At 34.9% G+C, this 11,998-nt stretch carries 16 protein-coding genes; 13 read left to right on the top strand and 3 right to left on the bottom strand.

Annotation, left to right across the window (positions count from 1 at the left end; all coding sequences use genetic code 11):
- Positions 1-300 precede the first annotated feature (300 nt).
- Positions 301-819: an Arm DNA-binding domain-containing protein gene (locus MKY94_RS07945; protein ID WP_342578376.1), complete on the top strand. Its 519-nt coding sequence runs from the start codon at positions 301-303 to the stop codon at positions 817-819.
- A gap of 12 nt (positions 820-831) precedes the next feature.
- A complete protein-coding gene (locus MKY94_RS07950; protein ID WP_342578664.1) occupies positions 832-1,434 on the top strand; it encodes a site-specific integrase in 603 nt (200 codons plus the stop codon).
- A 284-nt stretch (positions 1,435-1,718) separates the two neighbouring features.
- Here MKY94_RS07950 and MKY94_RS07955 read toward each other — a convergent pair whose 3' ends face one another.
- Both MKY94_RS07955 and MKY94_RS07960 read right to left on the bottom strand, forming a co-directional pair.
- Positions 1,719-2,900: a site-specific integrase gene (locus MKY94_RS07955; protein WP_342578377.1), complete on the bottom strand. Its 1,182-nt coding sequence runs from the start codon at positions 2,898-2,900 to the stop codon at positions 1,719-1,721.
- Positions 2,901-2,984: 84 nt separating this feature from the next.
- Entirely contained in the window at positions 2,985-3,629 is a 645-nt protein-coding gene (locus tag MKY94_RS07960) for an XRE family transcriptional regulator (protein WP_342578378.1), read from the bottom strand.
- Between the two features lie 135 nt (positions 3,630-3,764).
- Here MKY94_RS07960 and MKY94_RS07965 point away from each other — a divergent pair, with 135 nt between their 5' ends.
- From MKY94_RS07965 to MKY94_RS08015, 11 genes are all read left to right on the top strand, one after another.
- Positions 3,765-4,004 (top strand): helix-turn-helix transcriptional regulator, encoded by a 240-nt coding sequence (locus MKY94_RS07965; protein ID WP_342578379.1) that lies wholly within the window; start codon positions 3,765-3,767, stop codon positions 4,002-4,004.
- A 42-nt stretch (positions 4,005-4,046) separates the two neighbouring features.
- Positions 4,047-4,217 carry a helix-turn-helix domain-containing protein gene (locus MKY94_RS07970; RefSeq protein WP_342578380.1) on the top strand — a complete coding sequence of 57 codons (171 nt, stop codon included), beginning with the start codon at positions 4,047-4,049 and terminating at the stop codon, positions 4,215-4,217.
- Positions 4,218-4,350: 133 nt separating this feature from the next.
- Positions 4,351-4,542 (top strand): hypothetical protein, encoded by a 192-nt coding sequence (locus tag MKY94_RS07975; RefSeq protein WP_342578382.1) that lies wholly within the window; start codon positions 4,351-4,353, stop codon positions 4,540-4,542.
- Between the two features lie 130 nt (positions 4,543-4,672).
- Positions 4,673-4,942: a hypothetical protein gene (locus tag MKY94_RS07980; protein ID WP_342578384.1), complete on the top strand. Its 270-nt coding sequence runs from the start codon at positions 4,673-4,675 to the stop codon at positions 4,940-4,942.
- A gap of 49 nt (positions 4,943-4,991) precedes the next feature.
- Positions 4,992-6,512, top strand: coding sequence for an AAA family ATPase (locus tag MKY94_RS07985; protein WP_342578386.1), 1,521 nt, complete (start codon positions 4,992-4,994; stop codon positions 6,510-6,512).
- Positions 6,513-7,391, top strand: a complete 879-nt coding sequence (locus MKY94_RS07990; RefSeq protein WP_342578388.1) for a RecT family recombinase — start codon at positions 6,513-6,515, stop codon at positions 7,389-7,391.
- Positions 7,392-7,574: 183 nt separating this feature from the next.
- Complete coding sequence (locus MKY94_RS07995; RefSeq protein ID WP_342578390.1) at positions 7,575-7,991, top strand: YopX family protein; 417 nt, start codon at positions 7,575-7,577, stop codon at positions 7,989-7,991.
- Positions 7,988-8,731, top strand: coding sequence for an MBL fold metallo-hydrolase (locus MKY94_RS08000; RefSeq protein WP_342578392.1), 744 nt, complete (start codon positions 7,988-7,990; stop codon positions 8,729-8,731). The genes MKY94_RS07995 and MKY94_RS08000 overlap by 4 nt, the downstream gene beginning before the upstream one ends.
- Positions 8,732-8,971: a hypothetical protein gene (locus tag MKY94_RS08005; RefSeq protein ID WP_342578394.1), complete on the top strand. Its 240-nt coding sequence runs from the start codon at positions 8,732-8,734 to the stop codon at positions 8,969-8,971.
- Positions 8,972-8,987: 16 nt separating this feature from the next.
- The gene (locus MKY94_RS08010; RefSeq protein WP_342578396.1) at positions 8,988-9,773 is read left to right on the top strand and encodes a replication protein; all 786 of its coding nucleotides are present in this window, start codon (positions 8,988-8,990) and stop codon (positions 9,771-9,773) included.
- The gene (locus tag MKY94_RS08015; protein ID WP_342578398.1) at positions 9,751-11,034 is read left to right on the top strand and encodes a DnaB-like helicase C-terminal domain-containing protein; all 1,284 of its coding nucleotides are present in this window, start codon (positions 9,751-9,753) and stop codon (positions 11,032-11,034) included. The genes MKY94_RS08010 and MKY94_RS08015 overlap by 23 nt, the downstream gene beginning before the upstream one ends.
- Before the next feature lie 384 nt (positions 11,035-11,418).
- On the opposite strand, the gene MKY94_RS08020 is transcribed toward MKY94_RS08015, so the two are convergent.
- Complete coding sequence (locus MKY94_RS08020; protein ID WP_342578400.1) at positions 11,419-11,649, bottom strand: hypothetical protein; 231 nt, start codon at positions 11,647-11,649, stop codon at positions 11,419-11,421.
- Positions 11,650-11,998 lie beyond the last annotated feature (349 nt).

An 11,998-nucleotide genomic window follows, 5' to 3' on the forward strand; every position in this document is an offset into this window, starting at 1 on the left:
TGGTGCTGGGTATTCATACGAAGCGGGCAACCGCATTGATGAAATTATCGAGAAAACATTTGATGTATTAAATGAATGCGTTAGTAACTGTGAATCATATTGTTATAAATGTTTAAGAAACTAACAAAACCAGATGAAACATAAGCATTTACATCGTTTTTTGATTGGTTAAAAACTAAACAAAAAAATTAAATATTTGTGGTGAAGAATCCTTATAAAAATAGAAGAAAGTGAACAAGTTGGTATTAGACCACTTGTTTACTTTTTATTGTGCAAAATTGATTTGGAGGTAAGTAATAATTGGCGCACATTAGAAAAAGAGGCAAAACCTATTCTTATGCTATTGATATAGGTAGTGACCCCTTAACAGGGAAGCGTAAACAGATAAGTAAAGGCGGATTTATTAAAAAGAAAGATGCTGAGGCAGCTGCAAGGAAAATTGAATTATCGTTAGATGAAAATCGATATATAGAGCTTAGTAAAGAAATCTTTTCAGATTATATTTTAAAATGGTTCAACGACCATTACAGTAATAGAATTAAACAAACATCCGCGATGAACAGTAGGTACATTTTAGAGAAACACCTCTTAAAAAAGAATTTGTTTGCAAATAAAGAAATAGCTAAAGTTACTACATCGGATATTGATTTGTTTTATAATCAAAAGTTACAAGAAAACTATAGTACGAGTTACATTCGGAAAATGCATCAACTATTATATCAAGCGTTCAGCCAAGCAGTTAAATGGAAGAAAATAATATTCAATCCAGTGGGGGATGCAGATCCGCCATCAGTGAAATACGAAGAAATGTCTATATAGTCACTTAAAGATATACAGGAGTTTCTTGGTCAGTGTAAAGAAGAGCGACACTATTTAACTTTTTTACTTGCCATCTATACTGGCATGCGGAGAGGAGAGATATTAGGGCTGTATTGGAGTGATATAGACTTGGAACAAAAAGTAATTCATGTGAAAAGATCATTAGCACATGTCCCTAAAAAGGGTTATGTTTTCACCTCATTGAAAACGAAAAATTCCAAGAGACAAATCCCTATTCCAGAGTTTATTGTCAATGAATTATTTTTGCAAAAAAAACGAATAGAAGAATGGAAGGAAAAGGTGGGAACTTTATTTGCAGATAAAGACCTAGTCATTTGCACAAGTACAGGGAGCCCACAAGATCCGCGCAATGTTGTTCGAGTAATGAAACGTATTGTCAAGACCGCCAAGGTACCAAACATTCGTTTCCACGATATTCGACACACACATGCATCCATTCTTATTTCTACCGGTATAGATATCGTTAAAATTTCTAAGCGATTGGGTCATGCAAATCCGAAGATAACATTAGAATTCTATGCACATTTATTACCAAATACTGACAATGTCATTGCTGATACGTTTCATCAGACTATTCAAAGTCAAACAAACTAATACAGTAAAATCCTGCGGACAAATTGCGGACAAACTTTAAAATTTGAGGCATATGTATAGGAAATCTGAACAAAGAAAAAGCCTATAAACATTGATAAATCAACGTTAATTAGGCTTTTGAATAGGATGGTCCCGACTGGTCTCGAACCAGCGACCCCCACCTTGTCGAAGTCGATTAATAACAAAGAAATATAGAAATAATCGTGTTTTAGGTGTGTTTATTTATGGTTATTTTCATTGATTATTAACGTTTTGCACCAATTTTTGCACCAATTTTGCACCAACTATTTCTCATTTGTTTTTGACTTAAAGAGGATTTCAAATTTATCAGCAGCTGCTTGATCTGCTGAACGTAATACATGCCCATATGTGTCCATTGTGATTTTAATATTAGCATGTCCTAGCCGTTCTGATATTATTTTAGCGTGTACACCTTGAGCTATTAGTAGGCTAGCAGAAGTATGACGGAGATCATGAAGGCGAATGTACCGAATGTCCAATTTTTTAGCGAACTTATTCCACCAGTGAGTAGCTGAAGAGGGATGAACATATGTCCCGTTGCGTTGATGAAATAACCATTCACGTTCATTTTCGGTCCAATTCTTAGCCTTTAGTTTTTCTTGCACCCAGTACACACGATACTTTCTTAATTCATCCACAACAGAAGCTGGAAGTGAAACTAGCCGATTGGATGAGTCTGTTTTTGTTTCTTTGATTTCGGTTTTCCCATCAGCCGAAACAATACTTTTGTGAATGTCTATTCTACTATTTTCAAAATCAATATCTGACCATTCAAGTGCTAAGTTCTCCCCACGTCTGATACCAGCAACAATAGCTAGCATAGCAAATATACGCCATTTAAATGGTTCCTCAATTAGAGCATTAAAAATAGTAGCAACTTCATTCTGATCATACGCATTAACTTCTTTTTTATTTCTATTCTTCGGTTTGTTGACACCTTCTAATGGGTTTTTAACTAATACATTCCACTGGACAGCATATTTAAATATACTTCTTAGGGTTCTATAAACATCAAACTTTGTATAAAAAGAGAGCTCTGTTGAGCTATCGTCTTTTCTTTTTAATTCATCCATTAGGGTTTGCAACATCAATGTATTTATCTCATCCATACGCACATGACCGATAACAGGTAAGATGTTAGTTGTTAACTTTGATTCATAATTAGCATAAGTAGTACTAGAAAGTTCTTTCTCTGCAAATTTCTTTAGCCACTCCTCAGCAAAAACTGAAAACAACATTTTTTCGGGTTTTATATAATTTCCTGAAAGTACCTCTTGTTTAAATTTTAAATATTCATGTTCTAGATGCTCTTCAAGTTTCTTCGGCGACATTTTTTCAGTAACTACATAAGTTGTTGTTTTCCTAGGGTATTCACCTTTGGCATTTTTAGGTAGACTAACCACGAATCTGTATGAATTTTCTCCTCTTTGTATAATGTTTGCCACTATGATTTCTCCTTTCGAGGATATAAGAAAAGAGCAGCAAATGAGCTACTCTTATACTGTTAAATTGCTAACGTTAGAAATTTATTATGCAGTTACTATATATACTACAACCTTGCCTACAATCTGAACCAAATCCTTTTGTTCTTCTTCAATTACAATGTCAGTGAATGTTTCATCATTTGATTCCGGTCTGAAAATCAATTTGTTTGCTCTTTCATTTTTCATAAATCTTTTTACGGAATACTCATTGTCGTAATTAAAGACAACAATGTCTTTGTCATTCAACTCAGACAAGGAAATCATTTTAACACCAATTAAAGCATCGTTCGGAAAGATCTTATTCATAGAATCGCCGTTAACTTTTAGGAAAAATACATCCTTATTTCTAGCCCATTTCCCCATTACATTATCCGGTAACGCAATTGTTTCACATTCATAATCCGCTACAGTATCGACTGTTAATGGTAATCCAGCGGAAATTGAGCTAGGAATATACTTATAGTTAAACAAAGGTATTACATTCTCATCTTTTAAGCCAAGTAGATAATCTGCTGAGATATTAAACAAAGTACAAAGCATCTTAATTTCTTTTCCTCTAGGATGATTTTCATCGACTTCCCATTTTGAAACAGTGGTGTATGATTTTAAATCTAGTAGTTCAGCGAGCCGTTGTTTGGATAAACCGTGTGCTTCTCTTAGCTCTTTAATGATTTCACCTGTCGTTCTCATGGTTTTACCTCCTTTCTTGTATTAATTATATTTAATATGTGATTTAAAATCAACAATATTCTATAGTAATTAAATATTATTTTATAAAAATATGATTATAAATCATGTAAAACTATTGATATGTGATTTAAAATCTTGTATAGTTTATTACAGAAAGTGACAACGGAGGTGATTATTATGTTGAATATTGCCGAATTGCGAGCGCGGCATGGAAAGATGACACAAAAGCAACTCGCTGAAAAAATCGGCTCATCTCAAACTAGTATTAGTTTATGGGAAAAAGATATCAATACTATTTCTATGCCTTATTTAATTAAGGTTTGTAAGTATTTCGGTGTAAGTGCGGATGACATTCTAGGATTACGTGACATTTAGTAGGTATACCATGATTTTAAATCATGTTCAGGAGGTGTTAGTTTGGAAAAAATCACATTAACAGTGAACGAGGTTGCAGAACTAATTGGTGTTTCTACTGGAACTATCTACACAATGGCTCGTTTAGGAGAAATTCCACATAAAAAGATTCGTGGACGTGTTTTATTCCATAGAGAAACTATTGAAAAATGGTTTGTTGGTAATAATGCCTAACTCAAAACTAGCAATCAATCTATGAGAGGAGAAAACAAATGAAGATTAAGCCAATTGAATGGTTAGCAATGCCAATTGAACAACGGCTTGCGTTGATCAGCAATGCAATAAACAAATTGAAAGGAGTAACCCAATGTTAAACATGCCAATTCTCATTACAAAAGAAAAAGCAGATACCATCATTGAAACACTTGAACCAAAGGGTAAGTTTCTAATGAAAGATGGACTAGTATGGGTGGCGATAGATAACGAATGTGGCGAAGCTTTTACAGAAGAGTTTAAAACATTTCAATCTGCATTGAAGTGGTTAAGTGGTGAGAGATAACTAGTCAATCTAAAGGAGAAATGAACATGAAAACAACAGCTAAAGAATGGTTGTCTAAACCATCTATTGAAAGATTTATGTTAATCCATCAAGCATTTGTTAAAACACAAACGAAAGGAAAGTGAAACCAATGAACACATTACAATCTGCAAAAGATATGAAACAACTTTCTTCTGAAAAGTACGAGGCATTTCAGAAAGAATCAGTAGACAGCATGGCATTCAAGCGTCTAGTTGAGACAATTGAACAGGCTGCTTTAAATGGTCATTCTAGAACGATTTTTAAGTTTCAGGAAGAGGAAGAGTTAAGCATGGTAGGTGTATTCCTTAATCTTCTACGAAATGCTGGTTATAAAGTGGAAGTTATGTTGGGGAATAAACTCTCAATCAAATGGCAATAAAAAAGGCCCCTCATGAAAGTGGCCTGTAAAAATCAATGAAAGGGTTGAATTGAAATTGCAAATAAAATTTAAAGAATTGGTTTTAAAGAATTTCAAAAGCCACCAGGATATCACAGTTAACTTTGGCGAGAGAACGGATATCCTTGGTGACAATGCTCAAGGAAAATCATCCCTTGGGGAATCTATTACATGGTTATTATACGGTACGGATATTGTAGGTAGCAAGTTAGATCCAACACCAGTCACTTTCGATTCAGATGAAACAATGGCTTCGCTTTTGCTTAACGTTGACGGAAAAGATTTATTGCTTGGCCGTGAACTAAAAAAAGGCAAAACAAAATACTACATTAACGAAGTGCCTAGTAAGGCTACTGAATTCAGTGAAATACTAGATCAGTTATTTGATAAAGAATTGTTTTTATCACTGTTTAATCCCAACTATTTCTTTACCATGCATTGGGAAAAACAGCGCTCCATGATTTTGCAATATACCACAGCACCCGCTAATAAAGAAGTGTTTAAAGAATTACCGAAACCACAGTCGGACAAGTTATCAGCATTGGTTAAAAAGCACTCTTTGGATGATTTGGAAAAGATTCATCGTTCAAACAAAACTAAATTAGACAAACAGTATATAGCAGCGCAAAGCCGTACGAAGACCTTAAAAGAACAATTAGAACAACAAGCACCAACAGTTCCTTTAGAGTCCTTACAAGCAGAATTAAGCCAGTTTGTGAAAGAGCGTAACGCTATTGAAGAGGTGACTGACAAGGCTCAAGGTAACAATGGCCGAATTAGAGTTTTACAAAGCCAAATTAATTCGTTGATGCAAGATCGTGATTTTATCAAAAAACAGTACGATTCATTAAAGGCGGAAGAAATACAAGGTACATGTAGAGTTTGTAAACAACCTCTGCAAGATGAGTCTATTGAAGTGGTAAAAGCTGAAAAAGAACAGCGAGTAGGACAAGTTAAAGATAAGTTCCAAGATGTAGTGAACACACGAAAAGAATTGGAAGAAGAACTTAAAAAGCTTGAATTTATTGACGTATCAGAGCAACTAGAAAAAGTACGAGTGCTTCAAGAAAAAATTAATCCGATTGAATATGAAATTTCTAAACACAAACAATTCAAAGCGTTGGAAGAACAAGTTGTTGCTGCAGAAACAAGTGAAAAAGAAACGCTTGAATCACTCAATGATTCCATTTTCATCATTGATGCTATAAAAGATTTCCGTGCAAAAGAAGCTGAACTGCAAGCTGAAAAGGTACAAGGTTTGTTCGAAAATCTTTCAATCAAACTATTCGAAACGGTAAAAACAACTGGTGACATGAAGCCAACATTTGAAATTCAAATGGATGGCAAAGATTATCGTAAATTATCACTTTCAGAATCTATCAGAGCAGGTCTTGAATTACGAGACGTACTTTCTCAACAAAGCGAAATCATTGCACCGTGTTTTGTAGATAACTCTGAATCTATTACTAAATTTAAAGAGCCTAATGGACAGCTGATTTTAAGTCGTGTAGTTGCAGAACAAGAACTAATTATTGAAAGTGAGGAAAAATAAATGCCCAAGAATTTACCATCATTAACACCAGAAATCACAGAAGCATTTGCACCAGCAGTAATCGAGGTTATGAGAAATTCAGTTGCACCAACAGCTAATGATCAGGAGTTTTTACTCTTTGCACATAAGGCTGCATCATACGGATTGGATCCTTTCAAGAATGAAATTTTCTTCATCAAATATGGAAACACAGCTCGCATTCAATTTGCTGCAGAAGCGTACTTGTCAAAAGCTCGAGAAAAGGAAGGTTTCCAAGCTCCAGATACACAGATGGTGCATGAAAACGATGAATTTAAAATTGCTATGAATAAAGAAACTAAGCAGATGGAAGTTGTGCAACACGAGATAGGCTTCCCAAGAGGGAAAATTATTGGAGCCTACTCTATCGCTTACCGCGAAGGTTATCCACCAGTTACGGTGATTATGGATATTGACGAAATATCTCATATGTTTACTGGGCAGAACAAAGAGAACTGGACCAAATGGACAAGTGATATGTTTGGAAAACATGTGCAGCAGAGAGCATTAAAAAAACAATATGGGCTTACTTTCGATGATGAAACTATTACTCACAATACGGATAACTCAATTCCGGAATACCGTGAACGAAAAGACATTACACCTAAACAAGAAATAATCGAAGAACCGAAAGAAGAAGTTAAATCCGAAAAAGATCATTTGCGTGATGAGATCAATGCAAAATTTAAACAGTTAGGAATCATTGGTAGTAAAGATGCTTCGGAATGGCTACAAACTAATGCCCCTAATATTAATCCCAAAACAGCGAATGAAGCTGAAATGGTTGGATTGATTGAACTACTTGATATGAATATTGACATGTTGCAGATGGCTCAAAATAATGATGACTTACTCGAGTAGAGAGGGATGGTGAAAAGTTATGATTTACAAACAAATCATTATCCAAAAAGAATCGAAAATAAAGTATCTCATCAAACAATTAAATGCCAAAGGTATCTACAAAGGTCCGAAAGGTGAACAATTGCAATCACTGGACTATTTCTCTCTTTTAAGATTACTAGCTGTTAAAAGGGCGGTGGAGTCGTGAGAGAAATCAATTTTCGTGCTTGGAACAAGACAAGATTGTGGATGGATAATGTTTGGGCAATTGATTGGGAGCATGAATTACTTTGTTTTTCAAAACACAATCAGGACTTTATGAAACATTGCATACTGATGCAATCCACAGGACTAAAAGACAAAAACGGCGTGGAAATTTATGAAGGGGATATTGTTCAATTTACAGACTTCGATACCAGTGGTGGAAATCGAGAAGATAGAGAACATATAGGGATAGTTAAATATCAGAGTGGCATTTATGAAATATGGAAAAACAACGTTTCAGAATATTACGGTTCGGATGGTGCATTTATCTTAAATCTTGCTTGGTTGCAAGATGATGAATTTGAAGTCATCGGCAACCTATACGAACATCCACACTTATCGGAGGAACCGACATGAAAGTTGATATCTTAGCCAGTGGATCTAGTGGCAACTGCATAGCTATTACCATTGATGAGAAAACTATCTTAATAGATGTAGGCATAGCAAAAACCAAAATTGAAAAACGTCTTTTAGAAGTCGGTATAATGCCAAATAATATTGAAGCAATTTTTCTCACTCATGCTCATAATGACCATGTGAAAGGCTTACCATTGGCTAACAAGTATAAAATACCGGTTTATGCAGCTGAAGAAGAATGGCAAGACATAAAAGGTGTTAATGAAGATCTAGTAACAGAACTTGGGATAGGCGGCATTTTTGGAACAGGTAACTTTTCAGTTATGCATTTTAATGTTCATCATGACGCACGAAGACCGTTGGGATACGTGGTAAGAGATAAGAACGGTTTTACTATTTCAATTTGCTTGGACACAGGAAAAGTAGATGATGAAATGCTGTCAATTATGAAAAAAAGCGACATTTATATTATTGAGTCAAATCATGATCCTCGTATGGTAGAAGCTTCAAATTATCCAAACAGCGTTAAAGCTAGAATCGTTTCGCATATTGGCCATCTAAGCAATCAGCAAACAGCCGAAGCACTTGCAAAGCTTGTTCGTGGTACTGGTGAGAAAGTTTATCTTGTGCATTTAAGCAGTCACAATAACATGCCTGCTTTAGCTGAAATGACGGTTAAAAGGGAGTTACTCAAAAAAGGTTTCATGGCTGGCAAACACTACGAATTGGAGGTTGTTTAATTGCTTTCAAAAGATGAACATATAGCAAAGTTAGCAAATATAACAGTGAAATTGCTTATTGAAAATATTGAACTAAAAAGGCAGATAGAAATTGATAAAATCCAAAAGATATCTACTGCTGTCGCTGATCATGTTGATAAGTGGCTTAGTCGTCCATATCAAGGGAAAAGTGAACGCCATGACATAGAAAGATTTTCAAAAGAAATCACTACGTTCATTTACTACGAAATGAAAACTTGAACAGGAATGATGTTAAATGGCTAATCCACAACTAAAAAATGGTCACACACGGATTGCCAATGAAATCTTTGAACAAATGATGAAGACCAATCTCAATGGTACGCAGTTCCGTTTGGTAATGGCTATATGGAGATATACTTATGGTTTTCAAAGAAAAACTAATGAAATGTCGGTTAACTTTCTTGCTAAAACTATCAATGCCGGCAGGACCCAAGTTATTAGAGAACTTACCGCATTAATTGATAGAAAGATTATCAATGTCATTGAGATTGGAAGTAAAGGGGCGAGGATTATGTCTTTTAATAAAGATTACAAAGAATGGGAGGAGAAGGAGCGTAGTGAAGCTCCAACCCCATTCCCTGTAAAAGAAACAAAACTTAATAAGAAACCACAACAAAACAAATACGATGAGGAAAACACTTATTATAAAATGGCCATTTACTATTATGGAAAAGTTGAAAAGGTGGCTAATGATGCTGGTATTTCCCATTTAATTAAAAAATCAAATATGCAGACCTGGTCAGAGGATATGCGAAAGCTAATAGAGATAGATAAAGTAAATAAACATTTAGCTAAAGAGGTCATGGACTGGGTTACCCAAGATTCCTTTTGGAAGACAAACGTATTATCTGCGAAGAAACTACGAGAAAAATTTATGGAATTGGCCATAAAAATGAATGCCGAAAAGAAACCAAACCCTACGAAACAAAAACAGCAACATGATCCACGTGACAAAGAAATACAGTTACAAAAGTGGATTTCTGAGGGGAACGATCCGAATGAATTCGATTGGAGTAACTGAATATGAGCTAGAAACTGAAAAATCAGTGCTAGGTGCAATTTTCTTAGAGCCAGATTCAATTGATAGTATCTCTTTTTTAGAATCACGAGATTTCTTAAGTGCAAGGCATCAACAAATTTATCGTGTGATGAAATGGTTAGATGAACGCAACAAGCCCCTTGATCTCACAACTGTAGCTGAACTATACATGCAGCACAACAAAATGGACGAAGTAAGTCTTTCCTATTTAACTGAATTAGCCGTTTCTGTTCCATCTGCTGCAAGTATTGTTTACTATGCCGAAATGGTTCGTTCAAGGGCACTTCGAAGACGAGGGGCAGAAGTTGGACAAAAAATTGCAGATTTATTGCATGAGGACTTTGAATCAGATGAGGAATACTTTTCAGAGATTGAAAGATTAGTTGCAGAAGTTAGACCACAGGATGACGGAAAGATGCAAAACTTATCAGATTCACGCCAAGGTTATTTCGAGCATCTTTTAAAGCGTGCGGAATTTGTACCGACTGGATTCAATCAATATGACAAATGGGCGCATGGCTTATGGCGTGGATGGTTGTTTGTATCAGCTGGTAGACCAAGTGTAGGGAAAACAGCCATGCTTTTACAAAGAGTGATGGGTGTAGCAAAGAGTGGTCCAGTTCTGGTTTGGTCCCAAGAAATGGACAAGTACCAGTTGTTCGATAGAATGATTTCCAGTAAAACAGGGATTGCTTACGGACGTATTAAAAACAAGGATCTAAAAGTAGAAGAACTTGGAATGATAGAACACGCCTATAAGGAATTAGAAAAACTGCCGATTTTTGTTCAAGATTCAAGTGGTGTCACTATCGAAGAAGTTCGAGCTACTGCAAGACGCTTTAAAAGACGTTATGGCCAAATAGCTATGATAGCGGTTGATTACCTGCAAATCATGAAAATCCAGCAAAGAAAAAATGAGACTAGAGCTCAAGCAATTGGCAATGTAACTACTACAGCCAAGCAGATTGCACGCGATATGAATTGTTGTTTCATGATGTTATCTCAAATGACAAGAGATAGCGACAATTTTAAAAAGCCGCAGCTATCCCATTTAAAAGAATCTTCATCGATTGAACAGGATGCAGATGTAGTTGAGTTTTTATGGCATGATCCAGCAGACTTTGTGCAACAAGGTAAAGTCATTCAACAGTTTATAGCAAAAGGTCGAGACATTGGGATTAATGAGTTTAAGCTGTTATTCATGGGGTGGAAACAGAAGTTCTTGGAACTGGATAAAAAGTAGAATCCAAGGAGTTGAAGGGTTGGGATAAGACGCATTTGAAACAAAATGTGAAAGAACACATTTGAGAAAATAGCTGAGCTTGGCTACTGTTCCATTAATATTAAAGCATCAGTTAGAAAAACAAGGTCATTGAGGATTTGTTCTTTAACTTTTAAATCTGGACATTTGTAATAATCATTTACTAGTTGATTAAGTTCTTTATAAATTAATAAAGTAGACATTTTTACACTCCAAGTAGTTAATTTAGCATAATTATAATTATATACTATTTACTACTAAAAGGAAATTTATTTCCATAAATGAGTGATAATTAATTATATTAATTCACAGTACGTAGATATTGCGAAATAAAAAACAATAAAAACCTCTCAAAAATAAGAGGTTTTAGCAATTGGTTTCATTCATTAAAAGTTGTATGGTTTCAACAGATTCTTCGAGACTATCAACTAACGTGACAGTGTTATTTGTAAGATTAGTAATCTCAAAAGTATTTGTATTTTCTAAGCAACATACTTTCACTACTTGTTTTGAATCTAAACTAAATGTTTGTGTTATGTGAACATTATTGAACTCACGAAGAGTTTTAAGCATTTTTATTAAACCTTCATCTGACATATAAATGACTCCTTCCTATCAGTGGAAGTGGACTAAAAAAGTCGAATGGTTTCCATATATTAAGATTTAGTAAGTTCTTAAGATAACACAATATCTTTAGAATTGGTACCTATATGCAGTACGTAGAAAAAGCGTACTACTCTATATAAAGAAGATAAGCTTCAGTTAAAAAAGTAATATCGTCAATTATCAGTTCTTTAATGCAATCGTTTTGACACTGGTGGTAATCATCTATCAAACGATAAATTTCTTTGATTATTAAATCCATGAGTAATCTCCTTAAATGATTGTAGATAAAAAGGGCCTTCTTTAAAGAAAGCCCTGAGACCCAACTGGACAACAAAACGGA

The sequence above is a fragment of the Psychrobacillus sp. FSL K6-2843 genome, from assembly GCF_038626375.1.
In the GTDB taxonomy this organism is placed as follows: Bacteria; Bacillota; Bacilli; order Bacillales_A; family Planococcaceae; genus Psychrobacillus; species Psychrobacillus faecigallinarum.

Excerpts from the sequence above, each read along its gene's own strand:
- MKY94_RS07990 (WP_342578388.1), top strand. The coding sequence starts at position 6,513 with ATGCCCAAGAATTTACCATCATTAACACCAGAAATCACAGAAGCATTT.
- MKY94_RS07975 (WP_342578382.1), top strand. The coding sequence starts at position 4,351 with ATGTTAAACATGCCAATTCTCATTACAAAAGAAAAAGCAGATACCATC.
- MKY94_RS08020 (WP_342578400.1), bottom strand. The coding sequence starts at position 11,649 with ATGTCAGATGAAGGTTTAATAAAAATGCTTAAAACTCTTCGTGAGTTC.
- MKY94_RS08010 (WP_342578396.1), top strand. The coding sequence starts at position 8,988 with ATGGCTAATCCACAACTAAAAAATGGTCACACACGGATTGCCAATGAA.
- MKY94_RS08000 (WP_342578392.1), top strand. The coding sequence starts at position 7,988 with ATGAAAGTTGATATCTTAGCCAGTGGATCTAGTGGCAACTGCATAGCT.
- MKY94_RS07980 (WP_342578384.1), top strand. The coding sequence starts at position 4,673 with ATGAACACATTACAATCTGCAAAAGATATGAAACAACTTTCTTCTGAA.
- MKY94_RS07960 (WP_342578378.1), bottom strand. The coding sequence starts at position 3,629 with ATGAGAACGACAGGTGAAATCATTAAAGAGCTAAGAGAAGCACACGGT.
- MKY94_RS08015 (WP_342578398.1), top strand. The coding sequence starts at position 9,751 with ATGAATTCGATTGGAGTAACTGAATATGAGCTAGAAACTGAAAAATCA.